At 73.1% G+C, this 17,414-nt stretch carries 23 protein-coding genes; 11 read left to right on the top strand and 12 right to left on the bottom strand.

What is annotated here, in order from left to right; all coding sequences use genetic code 11:
• Window positions 1–6 precede the first annotated feature (6 nt).
• Window positions 7–234: a DUF6480 family protein gene (locus tag ACIHFE_RS20660; RefSeq protein ID WP_400108598.1), complete on the top strand. Its 228-nt coding sequence runs from the start codon at window positions 7–9 to the stop codon at window positions 232–234.
• A gap of 104 nt (window positions 235–338) precedes the next feature.
• Here the strand turns inward: ACIHFE_RS20660 and ACIHFE_RS20655 are convergent, their stop codons facing one another.
• From ACIHFE_RS20655 to ACIHFE_RS20630, 6 genes are all read right to left on the bottom strand, one after another.
• Window positions 339–1,643, bottom strand: a complete 1,305-nt coding sequence (locus ACIHFE_RS20655) for an MFS transporter (RefSeq protein ID WP_400108596.1) — start codon at window positions 1,641–1,643, stop codon at window positions 339–341.
• A 228-nt stretch (window positions 1,644–1,871) separates the two neighbouring features.
• On the bottom strand, window positions 1,872–2,534 hold the full coding sequence (locus ACIHFE_RS20650) for a UdgX family uracil-DNA binding protein (protein ID WP_400108594.1): 663 nt from the start codon (window positions 2,532–2,534) through the stop codon (window positions 1,872–1,874).
• Window positions 2,534–3,493 carry an SDR family NAD(P)-dependent oxidoreductase gene (locus ACIHFE_RS20645; RefSeq protein WP_400108592.1) on the bottom strand — a complete coding sequence of 320 codons (960 nt, stop codon included), beginning with the start codon at window positions 3,491–3,493 and terminating at the stop codon, window positions 2,534–2,536. The genes ACIHFE_RS20650 and ACIHFE_RS20645 overlap by 1 nt, the downstream gene beginning before the upstream one ends.
• A gap of 20 nt (window positions 3,494–3,513) precedes the next feature.
• A complete protein-coding gene (locus ACIHFE_RS20640) occupies window positions 3,514–3,669 on the bottom strand; it encodes a hydrophobic protein (RefSeq protein WP_400108590.1) in 156 nt (51 codons plus the stop codon).
• Between the two features lie 113 nt (window positions 3,670–3,782).
• A complete protein-coding gene (locus ACIHFE_RS20635) occupies window positions 3,783–4,109 on the bottom strand; it encodes a hypothetical protein (protein WP_400108588.1) in 327 nt (108 codons plus the stop codon).
• 27 nt (window positions 4,110–4,136) lie between these two features.
• Window positions 4,137–4,667 (bottom strand): DUF1360 domain-containing protein, encoded by a 531-nt coding sequence (locus ACIHFE_RS20630; RefSeq protein ID WP_400108586.1) that lies wholly within the window; start codon window positions 4,665–4,667, stop codon window positions 4,137–4,139.
• A gap of 257 nt (window positions 4,668–4,924) precedes the next feature.
• Here ACIHFE_RS20630 and ACIHFE_RS20625 point away from each other — a divergent pair, with 257 nt between their 5' ends.
• Both ACIHFE_RS20625 and ACIHFE_RS20620 read left to right on the top strand, forming a co-directional pair.
• The gene (locus ACIHFE_RS20625) at window positions 4,925–5,611 is read left to right on the top strand and encodes a hypothetical protein (RefSeq protein WP_400108584.1); all 687 of its coding nucleotides are present in this window, start codon (window positions 4,925–4,927) and stop codon (window positions 5,609–5,611) included.
• A 66-nt stretch (window positions 5,612–5,677) separates the two neighbouring features.
• Window positions 5,678–5,905, top strand: coding sequence for a hypothetical protein (locus ACIHFE_RS20620; RefSeq protein WP_400108582.1), 228 nt, complete (start codon window positions 5,678–5,680; stop codon window positions 5,903–5,905).
• Between the two features lie 220 nt (window positions 5,906–6,125).
• On the opposite strand, the gene ACIHFE_RS20615 is transcribed toward ACIHFE_RS20620, so the two are convergent.
• The 6 genes from ACIHFE_RS20615 to ACIHFE_RS20590 are packed head-to-tail and all read right to left on the bottom strand — an operon-like array spanning window position 6,126 to window position 9,834.
• On the bottom strand, window positions 6,126–7,907 hold the full coding sequence (locus ACIHFE_RS20615) for a complex I subunit 5 family protein (RefSeq protein ID WP_400108580.1): 1,782 nt from the start codon (window positions 7,905–7,907) through the stop codon (window positions 6,126–6,128).
• A 7-nt stretch (window positions 7,908–7,914) separates the two neighbouring features.
• Window positions 7,915–8,259 (bottom strand): sodium:proton antiporter, encoded by a 345-nt coding sequence (locus ACIHFE_RS20610; protein ID WP_400108579.1) that lies wholly within the window; start codon window positions 8,257–8,259, stop codon window positions 7,915–7,917.
• Window positions 8,256–8,996, bottom strand: a complete 741-nt coding sequence (locus tag ACIHFE_RS20605) for an MnhB domain-containing protein (RefSeq protein WP_400108577.1) — start codon at window positions 8,994–8,996, stop codon at window positions 8,256–8,258. Before ACIHFE_RS20605 ends, ACIHFE_RS20610 begins: the two co-directional genes overlap by 4 nt.
• Window positions 8,993–9,241 (bottom strand): hydrogenase subunit MbhD domain-containing protein, encoded by a 249-nt coding sequence (locus tag ACIHFE_RS20600; RefSeq protein WP_400108574.1) that lies wholly within the window; start codon window positions 9,239–9,241, stop codon window positions 8,993–8,995. Before ACIHFE_RS20600 ends, ACIHFE_RS20605 begins: the two co-directional genes overlap by 4 nt.
• Entirely contained in the window at window positions 9,234–9,665 is a 432-nt protein-coding gene (locus tag ACIHFE_RS20595; protein WP_400108572.1) for an MrpF/PhaF family protein, read from the bottom strand. Before ACIHFE_RS20595 ends, ACIHFE_RS20600 begins: the two co-directional genes overlap by 8 nt.
• A gap of 1 nt (window position 9,666) precedes the next feature.
• A complete protein-coding gene (locus tag ACIHFE_RS20590; RefSeq protein ID WP_400108570.1) occupies window positions 9,667–9,834 on the bottom strand; it encodes a hypothetical protein in 168 nt (55 codons plus the stop codon).
• A gap of 269 nt (window positions 9,835–10,103) precedes the next feature.
• Between ACIHFE_RS20590 and ACIHFE_RS20585 the strand changes: the two genes are divergently transcribed.
• The 8 genes from ACIHFE_RS20585 (at window position 10,104) to ACIHFE_RS20550 (ending at window position 17,408) form a co-directional block, all read left to right on the top strand.
• Entirely contained in the window at window positions 10,104–10,664 is a 561-nt protein-coding gene (locus ACIHFE_RS20585) for a hemerythrin domain-containing protein (RefSeq protein ID WP_400108568.1), read from the top strand.
• 113 nt (window positions 10,665–10,777) lie between these two features.
• Window positions 10,778–11,737 carry a TIGR03557 family F420-dependent LLM class oxidoreductase gene (locus ACIHFE_RS20580; RefSeq protein WP_400108566.1) on the top strand — a complete coding sequence of 320 codons (960 nt, stop codon included), beginning with the start codon at window positions 10,778–10,780 and terminating at the stop codon, window positions 11,735–11,737.
• Window positions 11,738–11,749: 12 nt separating this feature from the next.
• Entirely contained in the window at window positions 11,750–13,558 is a 1,809-nt protein-coding gene (locus tag ACIHFE_RS20575; RefSeq protein WP_400108564.1) for a thiamine pyrophosphate-requiring protein, read from the top strand.
• A complete protein-coding gene (locus ACIHFE_RS20570; protein ID WP_400108562.1) occupies window positions 13,555–14,004 on the top strand; it encodes a hypothetical protein in 450 nt (149 codons plus the stop codon). The genes ACIHFE_RS20575 and ACIHFE_RS20570 overlap by 4 nt, the downstream gene beginning before the upstream one ends.
• Window positions 14,001–14,591 carry a gluconate 2-dehydrogenase subunit 3 family protein gene (locus ACIHFE_RS20565; RefSeq protein WP_400108560.1) on the top strand — a complete coding sequence of 197 codons (591 nt, stop codon included), beginning with the start codon at window positions 14,001–14,003 and terminating at the stop codon, window positions 14,589–14,591. Before ACIHFE_RS20570 ends, ACIHFE_RS20565 begins: the two co-directional genes overlap by 4 nt.
• Window positions 14,588–16,243 carry a GMC family oxidoreductase gene (locus ACIHFE_RS20560; RefSeq protein ID WP_400108558.1) on the top strand — a complete coding sequence of 552 codons (1,656 nt, stop codon included), beginning with the start codon at window positions 14,588–14,590 and terminating at the stop codon, window positions 16,241–16,243. Before ACIHFE_RS20565 ends, ACIHFE_RS20560 begins: the two co-directional genes overlap by 4 nt.
• Window positions 16,240–16,875 (top strand): diguanylate cyclase, encoded by a 636-nt coding sequence (locus ACIHFE_RS20555; protein WP_400108556.1) that lies wholly within the window; start codon window positions 16,240–16,242, stop codon window positions 16,873–16,875. The genes ACIHFE_RS20560 and ACIHFE_RS20555 overlap by 4 nt, the downstream gene beginning before the upstream one ends.
• A complete protein-coding gene (locus ACIHFE_RS20550; RefSeq protein WP_400108554.1) occupies window positions 16,872–17,408 on the top strand; it encodes a type 1 glutamine amidotransferase domain-containing protein in 537 nt (178 codons plus the stop codon). The genes ACIHFE_RS20555 and ACIHFE_RS20550 overlap by 4 nt, the downstream gene beginning before the upstream one ends.
• The last annotated feature ends 6 nt before the right edge of the window (window positions 17,409–17,414 follow it).

Genomic DNA, 17,414 nt, shown 5'->3' with positions numbered 1-17,414 from the left:
GGCGTCATGAGCGGCGCGAATCCCGATCCGGACCCGGCCGTCACCCCTGGCCTGGAACCCGGCGGCGGCGTACCACCGGGCGAGACCCCGCCCGGCGAGTCCAGCCTCTCGGGCGCGGGCCCCCAGGAGACCTACAACCCCGCCCGCGGCTGGGCCAAGGGCCCGATCGTGGTGATCGGCGCCCTGGTCATCCTCCTGGTCGTCACCATGATCATCTGGGCTGCCATCGTCTGAGCGCCCCGTAAGGGGCGCGAGGCGGCGGCGTCATGCGGCTCCGCCACGTGGGCGCGACCGGCCAAGGACGGCCCGCAGCCAGCCGCCCCCTACCCGGCGGACCGCTACGCAGCCGTCTGGTACGCGGCCTCCGGCACCCGCACCAACGCCGGCGCCCCGCCGCGCGCGGCCCGCCGCCGCTGGACGAGCAGACCCGCACCGATCACGGCGACGATCACCGCGCCGCCCAGCACCAGCGCGCCCCGCTCGCCCGCGCCCTGGACCAGCAGGCCCAGCAGCGGCGGGCCGGCCAGGCCCCAGCCGGTGCTCACGCTGCGCCACACGCCCAGCACCCGGCCGCGCATATGGGCGGGCGGGTCGGTCTGCAGCACGGTGGTGGTGGCGGTGTCGCACACCGACTCCACCACGGCCATCGGCACCACCATCAGCAGCAGCATCCCCATCACCGGGCTCAGTCCGGCCACCATCTGGCAGACCGCACCGGCGGCGGCCAGCAGGGCCACCAGCCGGACGGTGGGCTTGCGCAGCCGCCCGGCCAGTACGGCGCCGGCGATGCCGCCGACCGCCAGCAGGGCCGAGACCAGGCCATAGGCACCGGCGCCGCCGTGCATCGGCCCGGTGACCAGGGTGGCCAGGGTGAGCTGGTAATTACGGCCCAGCACCGCGCTGATCGCGGCGATCACGGCGAGCGCGACCAGGCTGCGGCGGCTGAGGAAGAAGGACAGGCCGCCCCGGGTGTCCTCGGGCTGCCCGGCGGCGCGGGCGGCCGCCTCCTGGGCGTGCCGGGCCGGGCGCAGAAAGGGGATGACGGCGGTCACCAAGAGGAAGGACAGCCCGTTGACCGCATAGGCGCCGGCGGTGCCGATGGCGGCGATGCCGACGGCGGCAAGGGCGGTGCCGGCCAGCCGGCCCACGCTGTGCACCACCGAACCCAGGGCGATGGCCGAGGGCACATCCTCCTCCGGCACCAGATCGTTGCCCAGCAGGGAGGTGGCCGGGCCGTCCACGGTGGCGATCAGGCCGGTGATGGCGGACAGCACCAGCAGCAGGGGCACGCTGAGCATGCCGAAGGCCACCAGGCCGGCCGTGGCGAAGGCCACCAGGCCCAGCGCGGCCTGGCTGACCGCCGCGGTGAGCTTGCGCGGCCAGCGGTCCACCGCGGCCCCGCCCAGCAGCCCGAACAGCAGGCCCGGCGCGGCCTGCACGGACAGTGACAGTCCGGTGGCGGCGGCGGAGCCGGTGAGCTGGAGCACCAGCAGGTTCTGCACCGTGAGCTGCATCCAGGTGCCGAGGTTGGACATCAGGTTGGCGGCCGACCACCAGCGCATGCTGCGGCTGCGCAGACAACGCCAGGGGGAGCGGTCGCCGCTGAATCGGCGGGTCCGGGCAGGGGCGGGTGAGACAGGCAAAGGCGGTCCAGGGTCGGGCGGGCAGGGTGTGACGCTCTGCTCGGCCCGTCCGGCTCTCGGGCCGCGACTCGGGCGGAGCCCTCATACGGCACGACGGGGCACGTCAACGTCCCAGCCATCGTCACAAGCGCTTCCCCCACGGGGGAAGTTCGACGGCTGTGCGGTGCGTCACCAGTGACCGCCGTCACCATGACCGCCGTCACCGTGACCGCCGTCACCGTGACCCGCTCACCGCAACAGCCGCCCGGCCACCCGCAGATCCGCCACCAGCCCCGCGTACATCGCCGCCCGGTCCGCGTCCCCGGCACGGAGCACCGCCGAGGGGTGGATGGTGGCCACCAGCACGCCCTCCCCCGCCTCTTCCGCCCCGTCCAGCGGGGGCAACGGCAGTGCCACACCGCGCTGTTGGCCCACCCGGAACGAGGACCCCAGCAGGGCCTTGCCGGCGCTGGCGCCCAGGGCCACCACCACTTCGGGGCCGATCACCCGCAGTTCCTCGCGCAGCCAGGGCTTGCAGGCGCTGATCTCGCGCAGGCTGGGCGTCTTGTGGATGCGTCTTTTGCCGCCCGGCGCCGGCTGGAACTTGAAGTGCTTGACGGCATTGGTGACATAGGTCTCGGTGGGGTCGATGCCCGCCTCGTCCACGGCCCGCATCAGCACCCCGCCGGCCGGTCCGACGAACGGCTCCCCGCGCCGGTCCTCCTGGTCCCCGGGCTGCTCCCCCACCAGCACCACCCGGGCCGAGGCGGTACCGGAGCCGAAGACCGTGCCGCCGGCCTCCCGGTACAGCGGGCACCCCCGGCAGCCGGCCGCGGCCTCCCGCAGCGCCTCCAGACCGGCGCCCTGCGGCACATAGGGACCGGCGTCGTACTCCTCGCCGCCGCCCGCCATCAGATGATTCGCTGGTTGAAGCGGCGGGCCGCACGGTCGTTGAGCGCGGTGAGCCGGTTGAGGGCGGCCGAGCCCAGGGTGCGGGCTGCATGCCGCCCCGGTACGCCGCGTTCGGGCTCGGGGCCGCAGCCCGGCAGCAGCCGGGCGGCCACGCTCAGTGCCCGGGTGGTGGTGGCGGGGGCGAGGCCATGGACCCGTACCGCCGCCTTGGCCAGCGGGGTGAGCACCAGCTCGGGGCGGCGCCGTTCGGCGGCCCGGACGATGGCGCGCGCCGCCCGCTCGGCGTCCATGGACAGCAGCGGCAGGCCGGCCGCGGCGGCGAACCAGGCGTACTCCCGGGTGGGCTGCCCGCTGAAGCGGGCGGCGGTGTGCGAGCCGGTGCGCATCAGCCCGGGCAGCACGGTGGTGACGCTGATCCCCTCGGCCGCCAGCTCGGCGCGCAGCCCCTGGGACAGTCCGGTGGCGGCGAACTTGGCACCCGCGTAGGGCAGCAGGTGCGGGGCGGCGATCCGGCCGCCGAGCGAGCTGATGGTGACGATCCGGCCGTGACCACGCTCCCGCATGCCCGGCACCGCGGCCAGCACCAGCCGCAGCGGGGCGAAGTACATGGTTTCCATGGCGTCCCGGAAGTCGGCCTCGGTCATGGCGGCGAACGGGCCGACCTGGATCGTCCCGGCATTGTTGACCAGTACATCCAGGCTGCCGAATGCCTCCTCGGTGGCCCGTACCAGGTTGGCGGGGACTCCCTCCTGGGTGATGTCGCAGGCGAGGGAGCGCACTTCGGCTCCCTCGTCCCGCAACATCCGCTTGGCGGCGGCGAGTTCATCCGCGCTCCGGGCGCAGAGCATCACCTGGCAGCCGCTTCTGGCCAGTTCACGGGCGATCAGCAGACCGAGGCCCCGGGACGCCCCGGTGACCAGTGCGCCACCGCCCAGGCGACGGGAGGAGCAGCGCGCCATGGAACCACCTCCACCGGGTGTCACCAGCGGTACCAGCGGCCGTCGCCGGGCCGGACCAGGAATCCGAGCAGCCAGATGACCGCGACCGCGATGGCGAACCACCACAGCACCTTCACGGCGAATCCCAGGCCGAACAGCAGGAGAGCGAGCAGCAGCACTATGACCACGGGCATCATCGGCCTCACCTTCCTCGCTCGCCCAGTGTCTCCCGCCGGCCGCGTTCGCGCCTGCCGCGCGGGCGGGCCGGGTCACCGGTACCGGATCACCGTGCTGGGTCACCGGTACCGGATCACAGGTACAGGTCGTCGTCCGGGGGCGGTGCGGTGGCGGGCGCCGGGCGGGGCTTGGGGCCAGGCACCGGTCCGGGCCGCGGCCAGGGGTCCGGGCCGGGCGGCGGGGCGGGCGGGGGCCGGTCCGGCTCCGGCTGGGGCGGAGCGGGCGGCACCGGGTCGGGACCGGGCACCGGCCGGGGACCGGGCATCGGCCCGGGATCCGGTCCGCCGGGCCCGGGCGGACGGGTGGGTTCCGGTGGCACCGGATCGGGCGGGGTGACGTCATAACCGGGCGCCCCCCAGCCGGGCACCACCCCGGAACCGGGCATCTCATTGCCGGACATCGAAGTCTCGCCTCCAGACCTGCGGGTCTACTCGCCGACCGCCTGCTGCATCCGCACCCGCAGAAAGTGCAGCAGGTCGGAGCCGGCCAGCGCGGTGAGCGTGGCGGTCGCCAGCCGGGTCGTCCGCGGCGCGAAGACCACCCCGGCGGCGATCCCGCTGGCTATCCACATGCCATTGCAGAAGGGGCAGGTCAGCAGCTCGCCCACCACCTTGCGCACACCCTGGCCACGTACCTCCTCGTCCAGTTCGGCGGGGCCGGTGGTGCCGCGGAAGCGGGTGAAGGGGGCGCGCAGCGGACTGGTCACCGGGTCCTTGGCCACCAGCCGGGACAGCCGGTGGGTGGCCCCGGCCCAGCACAGCACGTCCCAGGGCGTGGGGTCGGGCAGCGTACGGCCGGAGAGCCGGGCGGCCGCCCCCAGGGCCGCGATGCCCGCGACATAGACGCCCATCGCTCCGGCGTACGAGCCGAGCGGATGGTCGCCTTCGCCCTGGTAGGCCGCGTTCTCCTGGTAGAGCCGCCGCCGGACCCGGTCCTGGGCTTCCTCCGGGCTGGGCATCGCCACCTCCGTTCCCGCCGTGTCGGGTGGTTGTGAGGGTCTGCCGCCCTTCCACCGTAGGCGCACCCGGGCGGACCGTGCCCGTCGGCGGCAAGCCCTCGACAAGGGCGGCTTGCCGCTCGGGCGCCCGCCAAACCCGGCGGGAGCTACTGGGCGCCGCCCGCGCGGGCATTTCGGCCCACCGGCCCCGGGTACGGTCTCGGCTCGTCCGAGGCGGCTCATCCGGGGCGGCTCATCCAAGAAGGGGGGCTTGGCCGATGCCCGAGGGAAAGCTGGTGGCACAGCCGGTGGGAACGTCCGGGACGGAGCCCGGGGGCAAGCCCGCGCTGCGTCCGGTCCGCTGGTGGCCGCCGCGGCGCCCGCCCCGCTCCAGAGCCCCTTACAGCCGCACCCCGCTGCCGCCGGTGCGGCGTCTTGCGCCGGCCGCCCGGGGGCCGGAGGACGTCCGGGTGGATGCCACGGGCCTGGTGCTCACCGGGGTCCAGGACGGGCCCGTGCTCGGCCTGGACCCGGCCGACGGCCGGGTGCGCATGGTCGCCGACACCGGCGGCCGCCCGCTGGGCCTGTGTCCGCTGCCGGACGCGGCTGCTGGTGTGCGATACGGAGCGCGGCCTGCTGCGGGTGGACCCGGGCTCGGGACGGATCGAGACGGTGCTGCGCGACGTGGCCCTGGCCGGGGCGATCCCCTGCTGGACCTGCTGCACCGCACCGGCGGCGGCCTGCGCCGGACGCTGTGGCGGCTGCCGTCCGCGCTGCTACCGGGCCCGCGCCCCACCGCCTGGGTGATCGCCCTGGACGCCCCCGGGCGGGTGGTGCACGACCTGCAGCGCCCCGGCACCGGCTTCCGCACGGTCACCGGAGTCTGCGAGCACGACGGGCGCCTGTTCCTGGGCAGCCCGGTGGAGTCGGCGGTGGGCGTGGTGCCGCTGGCGCCCTCGCGATGAGTCTCTTCACGCCGCCTTGACGTCCTGGACCGGATGCTGGAAGGCGCATGGGAGAGGAGTGCGTGGATGCCCGAGAACGCGAGGCCGGGCCCCGAGGGCGGCAATGGCTGGGACGAGGTCGAACTGGACGAGGCCTTCGTCCTTTCGGCATCCAGCCGGGAGCCCTCCGCCCGGGCCCGGATGCTCGCCGCCCGCTGGCGGCGGGAGCAGCCCGAACCCCAGCCCTGGCGGGCGGACCGGCCGCCGGCCGGCTGGTTCTGGAGCCGGGTACGCAGGCGGCGCAGGTGGCGCTGAGCGCCCCTTGAGGGGCGCGGGGCAACAGCGGGGCGCTGAAGTCCGTGCCTGCTCATAGAGGTGCCGCTTGGACGCCCGTTCGTCGACGCCCTCGTGGAGCGCGCCGGCGTGGACGGCAGTTCCTCCCGTCCGGGCAGGACAGCTCACCTCTCCATCCCTGGGAGCCCCGCTCGTCACGGCCGGTCTCAAACGCCCGTGCCCCGCAGGCCACCGCCCCGGGTCACCACCAGGTGAGTGCCGCCAGCAGTCCGATCCCGGCCGCCGTCCAGGCCACATAGTCGCCCACGTGCCCGGAGTGCAGATGGCGCAGCGGGCGCAGCGCGGGCAGGGCCGGTGCCGGGCGCCGTACACCCAGGGCCGCCAGGCCGCCGGCGAGGGCCACGGAGAGCAGGTCCAGGGCGGCGCCCTGCCAGGTCCATGCCGTCTCCACCGTCCCGCCGCCGGGCCACCGCAGTCCGTCCAGGACCACGGCCATGTACCCGGCGTGGTCCGCGAAGTGCGCCCCCGCGACGCCGGCGCCCCGGGCGAGGCCCGGGACCGTGCCCACCGCCAGCGCGCCGGCCAGCAGCAGCCCGGCCACCACGACCATCGGCCAGGGGGCCCGGCGCACCGGCCGGCTGGTCTCCGGTTCCTCGTCCTCGCCCGAGGTCTCGTCCTCCGCATGCCGTTCGGGTGCGCACCGTCCGGCGCCCGCGAAGACCCGGGCGGCCACGCGCAGCACCGCGCCGCCGGTCACCGCCGAGACCGTCACAAACAGCACGGGCAGCCAGCCGGACTCCTCCTCCACCAGTGCCTTGCCCAGGCCCGTGCCGAACGGCGGCAGCCCGGCCAGGGCCAGGCCGCCGACCGTGAACAGCGCCCCTATCACCGGCAACTCCCGTCCACGGCCGTGCAGTTCCAGCTCGTCCACGCTGCCGTAGCGGTCCAGGAGTACGCCGGTGCAGGCGAACAGTGCCGCCTTGGCCCCGGCGTGGCCCAGGATGTACAGCGAGGTCCCGGTCATGCCCCGGGGGCTCAGCAGCGCCACGCCGGTCAGGAAGAGTCCGGTGTGCGCCACCGTGGAGAAGGCCAGCAGCCGCTTGATGTGCCGTTGCTGCCAGCACATCACCGCGCCGGTCAGCGCCCCGGCCACGCCCAGCACCAGCAGGGCCCGTCCAATGTCCTCCGCCGGTACCCCGCCCGGGCCGCCGAAGACCGTGACGCTCACCCGCGCCACGCCATAGACGCCCATCTCGACCATGACTCCGGACAGCAGCATGCACACCGGCGTGGGCGCCACCGCGTGCGCGTCCGGCAGCCAGAAGTGGAAGGGCACCGCCGCCGCCTTCACCAGCAGCCCGGTGAGCACCAGCACAAAGGCGGTGATGACCAGCGCGTCCCGGTGCGGGGAGGCGTCCAGTGCCCGGCCGGCCTGGGCCATGCCCAGTTCGCCGGTGCGGGCGTAGAGCAGGCCGATGCCCAGCAAGGAGGCGTAGCCGCCCAGGGAGTTGAGGAAGCCGAAGGCCAATGCGCCCTGCACCGGCCGTGCTTGCTCCACTCGGTAGCCGGTCAGGGCGTAGCCCACCACTCCCATCAGCTCGAAGAAGACAAAGGCGTTGAACAGGTCACCGGTCAGGGCGAAGCCGCACATGCCGGCCTGGAACAGCAGGATCAGCGCCGGGAAGGCACCGGCGTGACCCCGGGGCGGTTCGTCGAAGTAGCGCCAGGAGTAGGCCAGTACGGAGACGATCAGCAGTGAGGTGAGAGTGGCCAGGCCCAGTCCGGTCCGGTCTCCGGTGAGCACGATGCCCACGCTGTGACCGCCTTGCGGGGGCCAGTCCCCCACCCAGACCACATCCGTGGTCCCCCGGGCGAGCAGGGCCAGGCCGAGCGCCGTGGAGACGGCGGCGCAGGCGCAGGCGAGGGTCTCGGCGACGGGCCGGGGCATCCGGCGGCCCGTGCTCACCAGCAGGGCGGCGCCCAGCAGCGGCACCGCCACGATCAGGGGGAGCATACGGCCCATCCGCCGGTCAGCCCTTCAGCTCGGACAGTTCGTCGGGGTCGATCGTGCCGTGCCGCTTCTGCACCTGGACCACCAGCGCCAGCAGCAGCGCGGTGACGGTGGCGCCCACCACCACATCGGTCAGGGCCAGCGCCTGCACCACCGGGTCCACGGTCACCGTGGAGGTGGGGACGTCGGAGAAGACCGGGGCGCTGCCGCCGCGCCGGTAGCCGATGGCCAGCAGCAGCACATAGGTGGCGGACTGGGCCACCGACAGACAGCCCACGGCGTGCACCAGGTTGCGGCTGGTGGCCATGCCGTAGACGCCGATGAGGAAGATCCATCCGGCGATCAGATAGGGCAGCACGCTCACTGTTTCTCCTCCCCCCCTTCGATTTCCAGTGCTTGGTCGAGGAAGTGGGCCAGCAGCACCACCACGGCGGAGGCGACCTCCATGCCGACGGCGGCATTGAGCAGGGGGACGGTGCCGCCGGAGGAGAGGGTGTTGAAGGTGCCAAGCGGAAGGATGTTGGCCAGATATGCCGAACCGGCCAGCAGCCCGGCGCCGCCGAGCACCACATACGCTCCCTCGCCCAGCCCGTCGACCAGCTCGAACAGGCCCATCGGCCGGATGCGTTCCAGGGCCCGGTAGTCGGCGCCGATGTACAGCAGGTGTATGGCGGTGGCCACCACCACCCCGCCCTGGAAGCCACCGCCCGGGCTGAGCTGGCCATGGGCGATCACATAGAGGCCGATCAGCAGGGTGACGGGCAGCAGCAGAAATCCGTAGCGGCGCGACACCGGGGAGACCCGGGTGGGTTGGGGCCGCACCCGCCGTTCGTCACGGGTCTGCCGCAGCAGCACCACGGTGCCCAGGACGGAGGCGAACAGGATGCTCTCCTCGCCAAGGGTGTCAAAGCCGCGCTGGTCGAAGTTGACGGAGGAGACGGTGTTGGCGGTGCGCCGGCGCAGTGCGGCCTGTACCGCCCGGTCGCCATAGGGATGCGACTGCCCGCCGAAATGCGGCAGTTCGGCGAGGGCCGGGACCAGCAGCACGGCCAGCGCCGCCAGCGAGAGCAGCAGCAGCCACAGCCGCACCCGGCGGCTCATCCGTCCCGCCTCCGGCGTCGTACCTTGCGCACCGTCAGCAGGATCATCAGCGGGGTCACCGCGGAGCCCACGGCGAGCTGGGACAGCCCCACATCGGGCGCCTGCTCCACGGTGAACAGCACGGACAGGCAAAGGCCGAGCAGGGAGAGCAGGATCGCCTGGCGGGCCGGGTCCCGGTTGAGCACGGCGGCGGTGGCCGCGCCGGCCACCAGCAGCAGGGCGATCACCATCAGGGTGTCAGCCACGCCGCACCGCCCGGGTGGTGACCATCCCTCCGGCGATCAGCAGCACTCCGATCAGCAGCAGCTTGAGCATGGCCCGGCCGGGGCCGGTGACCAGGCACAGCGGGATGACGGTGGCCGGGGTGCCGATGAGCACCGCGGGCGTCAACAGCCGTGCGCCGGGCGGGCTTTCCTCGAATTCCTCGCCCAGCAGCCGGGCGAAGACCAGGGTGCCGGCCGGGCCCAGCACACACACCACCAGGGCCAGGTCCACATAGGAGGTGCGGCCATAGCCCTGGGCGAGGAGCAGGAAGACCAGGCAGAGCAGCAGGGTGGCCATGTTCTGGGCGACCACCCGCCGGCCCGCGCCGCCCCGGGCGGCGCCCCACAGGCAAGGTCCCAGGCCGCCGGCGGTGAGCGCGGCGGCGGCCGCCAGCCAGGGGTTCACCTCAGCTCACCGCCTGGCGGGCGCCACGTGCGGCGCAGGCCGCCGCCAGGGCGCAGGCGGCGCCCATCGCGAGTTCCAGGGTGTCAACGGTGCTGATCAGGACGGTCCACACGGCGGTCAGTCCGGCCCACCACCCGGCGATCTCCGCCGCCGCGGCGCCTCGCGCCATCCTCGTTCCTCCTCCGGCTCCGGGGGCTTCGAAGTATCGGCCACCGGCCGACGGCCGGGCGCGATCCGCCCGGTCGCGTGTCGCCGTCCCTGCGGGTGCCCGGCCCCCTTCCGGCCAAACCGCGGGGAAGCACGGCCGGGCCGGGTGTCGGCGGGGCGGTGCCGGGTAGCCGGATGCACCGACCGCCCGAACGAACCGGGACCGAGCGAACCAAGACCGAGCGAACCAAGACCGAACGATTCACCGAACGATTCGAGGAGGGACGCGAGATGGCGCCTTCGGAGCAGACCGATGTGGTGGAGCTGCTGACCCGGCAGCACCGGGAGATCCGGGCCCGCCTGGACGAGGTGCTGGCGCACACCGGCACCGAGCGCAGGCACGCCTTTGAGCGGCTGGTGCGGCTGCTGGCGGTGCATGAGACGGCCGAGGAGGAGGTGGTCCACCCCTATGCCCGGCGGTCGGTGGCGGGCGGTGAGCCCGTGGTGGCCGACCGGCTGAAGGAAGAGCAGGCGGCCAAGCGGGGGCTGACCCGGCTTGAGGGGCTGGATCCGGATGATCCGGCCTTTGTGGAGCGGTTCACCGCGCTGCGTGAGGCGGTGCTGGAACACGCGGAGGCCGAGGAGCGGCAGGAGTTCACCCGGCTGCGCCAGGCCGGCGACCCGGACCGGCTGGAACTGCTGGCCAAGGCGGTGCGGGCGGCGGAGGCCGTGGCGCCCACCCGGCCGCATCCGGGTACCGAGTCGGCGGCCGGGAACCTGGTGCTGGGCCCGGCCAACGCGGTGGCCGACCGGGCCCGGGACGCGGTACGCGCCGCCCTGCGCTCCGGATGAACCATGCCCTTGCCCCGGGGCCGCCCGGGGCAAGCCCGCCGGTACGTACCGGGATGTTTCGCCCCGCTCCCACCGGTTACCCGTCGACCCTGACCCGGAGGAGGCACGGCCCCATGACCGAGTACGGCTACTTCCTGTCCTGTGAGGAGCACCCCCCGCGGGCCCTGCTGGAACAGGCCAGGATGGCCGAGCAGGCCGGCTTCACCTCCCTGTGGATCTCCGACCACTTCCATCCCTGGACCGGGGAACAGGGCCAGAGCCCGTTTGTCTGGTCGGTGATCGGCGCCCTGTCCCAGGTGACCTCGCTGCCCGTCTGCACGGCGGTCACCTGCCCCACCGTCCGGATCCACCCCGTGATCACCGCCCAGGCCGCGGCCACCAGCGCGGCACTGCTCGGCCATGGCCGCTTCCGGCTGGGCGTGGGCAGTGGCGAGGCGCTCAACGAGCACATCCTGGGCGGCCGTTGGCCGGAGGCGTCGGTGCGGCTGGAGATGCTGGAGGAGGCCATCCAGCTGATGCGCCGCCTGTTCGAGGGCGGCAAGGTCAGCCACCACGGCAAGCACTACACGGTGGAGAACGCCCGGCTCTACACGGTGCCCGACCAGCCGCCGCCGATCGATGTCTCCGCCTTCGGCCCGGCCGCCCTGAGTCTGGCCGCCCGGCTGGGGGACGGGCTGGTGACCACGCGGCCCGACCGGGAGGTGGTGGACCGCTTCCGCCGGGCCGGCGGGGCCGGCAAGCCGGTGTTCGGCGGCGTCAAGGTCTGCTGGGGCCCGGACCGCGAGGCGGCGGTGCGCACCGCGCACCGGCTGTGGGCGGTGGAGCAGCTGCCGGGCGAGCTCAACCAGGTCCTGCCCTCCCCGGCCCACTTCGAGCAGGCCGCCCGTCTGGTCACCCCGGAGCAGGTGGCCGGGAAGGTCACCTGCGGCGACGACCCGGACGAGCATGTACGCACCCTCCAGGCGTATGCCGAGGCCGGTTTCGACCGGGTGCACATCAGCCAGATCGGTCCCGACCAGCAGGGCTTCTTCGACTTCTACCGCACCAAGGTGCTGCCGAGCCTGACCGGCTGAGAGAGGAACACCGTGAGCGAGAAAGTCTCCGACTACATTCTGGCGCGACTGCGCGAGTGGGACGTGGAACGCGTCTTCGGCTACCCCGGAGACGGGATCAACGGGCTGCAGGCGGCCTGGGAACGCGCCAAGGACCGGCCCAGGTTCATCCAGGCCCGGCACGAGGAGATGGCCGCCTTCGAAGCCGTCGGCTACGCCAAGTTCAGCGGGCGGCTGGGGGTGTGTGTGGCCACCTCCGGGCCGGGCGCCATCCATCTGCTCAACGGTCTCTATGACGCCAAGCTCGACCATGTGCCGGTGCTGGCCGTGGTGGGCCAGACCGCCCGTACCGCGATGGGCGGTTCGTACCAGCAGGAGGTGGATCTGCACACCCTGTTCAAGGATGTCTGCTCCGACTTCCTGGAAATGGTCACCGTGCCCGAGCAGTTGCCCAATGTGCTGGACCGGGCGATCCGCACCGCCTACGCCCGCCGGGCCCCCACCGCCGTGATCATCCCCGCCGATGTCCAGGAGCTGGACTACTCGCCGCCCACCCACAGCTTCAAGATGGTGCCCTCCAGCCTGGACCGCAGCGGCTGGCAGGCGGTGCCCTCCCAGGAGGCCCTCCAGCGGGCCGCCGAGGTACTCAACTCCGGGGAGAAGGTGGCCATCCTGGCCGGCCAGGGTGCCGCCGGCGCCCGCCAGGAGGTGGAGCAGACCGCCGAGCTGCTGGGTGCGGGCGCGGCCAAGGCGCTGCTGGGCAAGGATGTGCTCAGCGACCAACTGCCCTATGTCACCGGGGCGATCGGTCTGCTGGGCACCCGCCCGTCCTATGAGCTGATGCGGGACTGCGACACCCTGCTGACCATCGGCTCCAACTTCCCCTATTCGCAGTTCCTTCCGGACTTCGGGTCGGCCCGCGGGGTGCAGATCGAGCTGGATCCGCATATGGCGGGCCTGCGTTACCCCTATGAGGTCAATCTGATCGGTGACTCCCGGGCCACCTTGCAGCGGCTGCTGCCACTGCTGCGCCGCAAGGAGAAGCGTGCCTGGCAGGAGGCGGTGATCAAGGGGGTCAAGCGCTGGCACGAGGTGATGGAGCGGCGGGCCGCGGTGAGCGCGGACCCGGTCAACCCGGAACATGTGGCCCGGGTGCTGTCCCCGCAGCTGCCCGAGGACACCATCCTCACCTCCGACTCCGGCTCGGTGGCCAACTGGTATGCCCGGCATATCGAGATGCGCGGCACCATGCGCGGTTCGCTGTCCGGGACCCTGGCGACCATGGGCCCGGGCGTGCCCTATGCGATCGGCGCCAAGTTCGCCCACCCCGGCCGGCCGGTGGTGGCCCTGGTCGGCGACGGGGCGATGCAGATGAACGGGATGGCCGAGCTGATCACCGCCATGAAGTACTACCGCCAGTGGGAGGACCCGCGGCTGGTGGTGGGGGTGTGGAACAACCAGGACCTCAACCAGGTCACCTGGGAGATGCGGGCCATGAGCGGCTCACCGCAGTTCCTGCCCTCCCAGCAGATCCCGGATGTCTCCTACGCCGCCTTCGCCCGCCAGATCGGGCTGGTCGGCATCCGGGTGGAGCGCCCGGAGGAGGTGGCGGACGCCTGGCGCGAGGCGCTGGCCGCCGACCGCCCCGCCGTGGTGGAGGTGCTCACCGACCCGGCGGTGCCGCCGATCCCCCCGCACGCCGACTGGGACCAGATCGAGGCCACCGCGGCGTCCATCATCAAGGGGGACACCGACCGCAAGGGCATGATCCGCCAGGGCGTCAAGGCGAAGATCCAGGAGTTCCTGCCGGGCGGCCCCAAGCACTCGGGAGGCTCCTCGTGATCACGGTCTCCCGCGCCAAGTCCCCTGCGGCCCGGGCGGCTTACGACATCCGGCACGGCCGGCTGGAGCGCTCCCTGTCCCTGCTGACCGCCGCCGGATCGGCCATCACCGCCGCCGAGATCTATCTGGAGCACGACCGGGCCGGCTTCGGCAACCGGGTGATGTGGTGGCCGGTGCTGCTGGGGCCGGTGGGGGTGGCGGCCGGGCTGGCCGGCTTCAGCAGCGAACGGGCGGCGCACACCGCGCTGCCGCTGGCCTCCGCCGCCATCGTCGCCAACGGTCTGCAGGGCACCTATCTGCATATCCGGGGCATCGGCCAGAAGCCCGGCGGCTGGCGGCTGGCCCGCTACAACATCGAGCTGGGACCGCCGCTGTTCGCCCCACTGCTGATGAGCATGGTGGGCGGCATGGGGCTGCTGGCGAGCGCGTTGCGGAGGGAGCGGTGAGGCGTTCCCCGCTGAGCCGGGTCCCCGGTGTGGCCGGGCGGGCCGGGGACTGGGACGCCGCCACCGCCGGAGTGGTGCTGGCCCGGCTGGGCCCCCGGCCGCAGCCGCCGCTGAGCTTCTTCACCCCCGCCGAGGAGGCCGCCGCCGAGGCGCTGCTGGACCATCTGCTGGCCCGTACCCCCGAGGACCCTCCGGTGCCGGTGCTCTCCGTCATCGACGCCCGGCTGTCCACCGGGCAGGGCGACGGCTGGCGCTATGCCGACCTTCCCGAGGACGACGAGACCTGGCGCCGCTCCCTGGCCGCGCTCGACGAGGACGCCCGGCTGCGCCACTCCGGCCGCGCCTTCGCCGCTCTGGACCACGGCGACCAGGACCGGCTGCTGCACCACATCAAACAGCTGGGCCCCGGCGACTGGTACGGCATGCCCGCCTCCCATGTATGGACCCTGTGGACGCGCTATGCCACCGCCGCCTACTACGCCCACCCCTACGCCTGGGACGAGATCGGTTTCGGCGGCCCCGCCTATCCACAGGGCTATCTGCGGCTGGGCCGCGGCCTGCGGGAGCCCTGGGAGGAGCCGCGGTGAACCCGGCCTGGTGGCAGACGCTCAGGGAGACGGCCCGCCCCCAGGGCGGCATCCGCCGCCGCAACTCCTCCGCCTGGCTGCCCGATGTCACCCGGCTCCGGTCCACCATGCGGCAGTTCGCCGACCGGGACGAGGTGGACATGGTGGTGGTCGGCTGCGGCGCCGGCGGCGCCACCTTCACCCAGCGCCTGGCGCACGCCGGCTGGCGGGTGGTCTGTCTGGAGGCGGGCCCGTTCTGGGATCCCGAACGGGACTGGGTCAGCGATGAGTCCGGCTCCCACCACCTGTACTGGAACGAGCCCCGGGTGATCGGCGGCGATCATCCGGTGCCCCTGGGCTCCAACAACTCCGGCCGGGGTGTGGGCGGTTCCATGGTGCACTTCGCCGGCTACGCGCCCCGGCTGCATCCCTCCGACTTCCGCACCCGCACCCTGGACGGTGTGGGCGTCGACTGGCCGCTCTCCTACCAGGAGTTGCGCCCCTACTACCAGCGCCTGGAACAGGAACTGCCGGTGGCCGGCCAGTACTGGCCCTGGGGCGACCCGCATCCGCACCCCTATCCCCCGCACCCGGTCGGCGGCAATGGCGAGGTGATGCTGGAGGGTTGCGCGGCCCTGGGCATCGAGGCCCGGGTGGGCCCGGTGGCCATCGTCAACGGCCGTTTCGGCAACCGCCCGCACTGCGTCTACCGTGGCTTCTGCCTCCAGGGCTGCAAGGTCAACGCCAAAGCCTCGCCCCTGATCACCCATGTTCCCGACGCCATTGTGCATGGCGCGGAGATCCGGGCCGACGCCATGGTCACCCGGGTGGAGACCGACCCCCAGGGGCAGCGGGTCACCGGTGTCCGCTATGTCCGCGGCGGCCGGGAACGCTTCCAGCGCGCCGCGGCCGTGGCCATTGCCGGCTACTCCATCGAGACTCCCCGGCTGCTGCTCAACTCCGCCAACTCCCGCTTCCCCGAGGGGCTGTGCAACGACCACGACCTGGTGGGCCGCTATGTGATGGTGCAGGGCGCCCCGCAGACCGCCGGCCGCTTCCCCGACGAGATCCGGATGTACAAGGCGCCACCGCCCGAGGTGTGCAGCGAGGACTTCTACGAGACCGACCCCGCCAAGCCCTACCGCCGGGGGTTCTCCCTCCAGACCGTCTCCCCGCTCCCCATCACCTGGGCCGAGCACGTCGCCCAGCAGGGTCACTGGGGAAAGGACCTGAGGCAGCGGATGACGGACTACTGCCACTGGGCCACCCTGGGCGCCCTGTGCGAGCTCCTCCCCCAGCCCGGCAACCGGGTCACCCTGGCCGACGAGCAGGACCGGCACGGCCTGCCGGTCGCCCGCTTCGACCACTCCCGCTGTGAGAACGACGACCTGCTGATGCGGGCCGCCCAGGAGACCATGGAACGCATCCTGCGGGCCGCCGGCGCCACCGAGCTGATGACCATCGAGCGCTATGCCCATCTGGTGGGCGGCTGCCGGATGGGCCGCGGCCCCGAAGAGGGTGTGGTGGACGCGGACTTGCGCACCTTCGCCATCCCCAACCTCTTCATCACCGACGGCAGTGTGCTGCCCACCCAGGGCAGCGCCAACCCCGCCCTGACCATCATGGCCCTCGCCGACCGGGCCGCCGGCCGGCTGACCGGAGGCACCCCATGACCGTCCGCGACTCCTCCTCGGTGGAGGACGCCACCGTCCGCTACCTGATGTACGGGCTGCTGCCGTCCTGGTTCATCCCCGGCGTCGCCGACTGGGCGATGCACCGGCGCACCCGCATCGAGGACACCTCCGGCCTCCGGGAGTCCCTGATCCACTCCCTGATGATGACCGAGGTGGGCATCCCCATCGCCCTCACCCTCGTCTACCGCGTCAACCCCCTGCTGCTGTCCGTCCAGTTGGGCGCCACCGCCTGCCATGAGGCGACCGCCCTGTGGGACGTACGCACCGCGGTGCGCGGCGACCGCGAGGTCAGGCCCGTCGAACAGCACGTCCACAGCTTCCTGGAATCCCTGCCCTTCGCCGCCCTCGCCGCCCTGATGTGCCTGCACCACGACCAGGCGCGCGCCCTGCTCCACGGCGGCCGCGGCACCCCCGGCGCCTGGCGCCTCGTCCCCCGCCGCCCGCCGCTGCCGCGCCGCTATCGGGCCGGAGTCGCCCTGGCGGTGGGCGCGTTCGTGGCGCTGCCCTACGCCGAGGAACTCATCCGCTGCCTGCGCGCCCGCCGCCGTGGCGAGCGCCGCCGTCCGGCCCCGCCACAGCAGTACCTGGACATGGAAAGGATCGCATCATGAAGGTCGCATTCCTCACCGCTCCCGAAGGCGTGGAGCAGGCCGAACTCACCGATCCCTGGCAGGCCGTGGAGAAGGCGGACGGCACCCCCGCCCTGGTCTGCCCCAAGCCCGGCAAGGTCCAGGCCTTCCGCCACCTGGACAAGGCCGACACCTTCCCGGTGGACGCGGTGGTGGCCGACACCTCGGCCGCCGACTACGACGCCCTGGTCCTGCCCGGCGGCGTGGCCAACCCCGACTTCCTGCGCATGGACGGCAAGGCCGTGGCGTTCGTCCGGGCCTTCTTCGAGCAGGGCAAGCCGGTGGCGGCGATCTGCCATGCGCCCTGGACCCTGGTGGAGGCCGATGTGGTGCGCGGCCGCACCCTGACCTCCTGGCCCAGCCTGCGCACCGATATCACCAACGCGGGCGGCATCTGGGTCGATGAACAGGTCAAGGTCTGCACCGGCGGCCCCAACACGCTGATCACCAGCCGCAAGCCGGCTGATCTTCCGGCGTTTTGCGGTGCCTTCCTGGAGGAGTTCAAAAAGGCCTAGAGCAGG

Origin of the sequence: Streptomyces sp. NPDC052396 (assembly GCF_044593195.1) — a bacterium.
Taxonomy (GTDB): Bacteria; Actinomycetota; Actinomycetes; order Streptomycetales; family Streptomycetaceae; genus Streptomyces.
The sequence above is the reverse complement of the archived record's forward strand: the minus strand, read 5'-3'. Positions and strand labels throughout refer to the sequence as shown.

Coding starts and splice junctions, on each gene's coding strand:
- ACIHFE_RS20650 (WP_400108594.1), bottom strand. CDS start 2,534: ATGGCGGGCGGCGGCGAGGAGTACGACGCCGGTCCCTATGTGCCGCAG.
- ACIHFE_RS20630 (WP_400108586.1), bottom strand. CDS start 4,667: ATGCCCAGCCCGGAGGAAGCCCAGGACCGGGTCCGGCGGCGGCTCTAC.
- ACIHFE_RS20645 (WP_400108592.1), bottom strand. CDS start 3,493: ATGGCGCGCTGCTCCTCCCGTCGCCTGGGCGGTGGCGCACTGGTCACC.
- ACIHFE_RS20550 (WP_400108554.1), top strand. CDS start 16,872: ATGAAGGTCGCATTCCTCACCGCTCCCGAAGGCGTGGAGCAGGCCGAA.
- ACIHFE_RS20635 (WP_400108588.1), bottom strand. CDS start 4,109: ATGTCCGGCAATGAGATGCCCGGTTCCGGGGTGGTGCCCGGCTGGGGG.
- ACIHFE_RS20605 (WP_400108577.1), bottom strand. CDS start 8,996: ATGAGCCGCCGGGTGCGGCTGTGGCTGCTGCTGCTCTCGCTGGCGGCG.
- ACIHFE_RS20555 (WP_400108556.1), top strand. CDS start 16,240: ATGACCGTCCGCGACTCCTCCTCGGTGGAGGACGCCACCGTCCGCTAC.
- ACIHFE_RS20590 (WP_400108570.1), bottom strand. CDS start 9,834: ATGGCGCGAGGCGCCGCGGCGGCGGAGATCGCCGGGTGGTGGGCCGGA.
- ACIHFE_RS20585 (WP_400108568.1), top strand. CDS start 10,104: ATGGCGCCTTCGGAGCAGACCGATGTGGTGGAGCTGCTGACCCGGCAG.
- ACIHFE_RS20625 (WP_400108584.1), top strand. CDS start 4,925: ATGCCCGAGGGAAAGCTGGTGGCACAGCCGGTGGGAACGTCCGGGACG.
- ACIHFE_RS20615 (WP_400108580.1), bottom strand. CDS start 7,907: ATGGGCCGTATGCTCCCCCTGATCGTGGCGGTGCCGCTGCTGGGCGCC.
- ACIHFE_RS20580 (WP_400108566.1), top strand. CDS start 10,778: ATGACCGAGTACGGCTACTTCCTGTCCTGTGAGGAGCACCCCCCGCGG.
- ACIHFE_RS20640 (WP_400108590.1), bottom strand. CDS start 3,669: ATGATGCCCGTGGTCATAGTGCTGCTGCTCGCTCTCCTGCTGTTCGGC.
- ACIHFE_RS20660 (WP_400108598.1), top strand. CDS start 7: ATGAGCGGCGCGAATCCCGATCCGGACCCGGCCGTCACCCCTGGCCTG.
- ACIHFE_RS20620 (WP_400108582.1), top strand. CDS start 5,678: ATGCCCGAGAACGCGAGGCCGGGCCCCGAGGGCGGCAATGGCTGGGAC.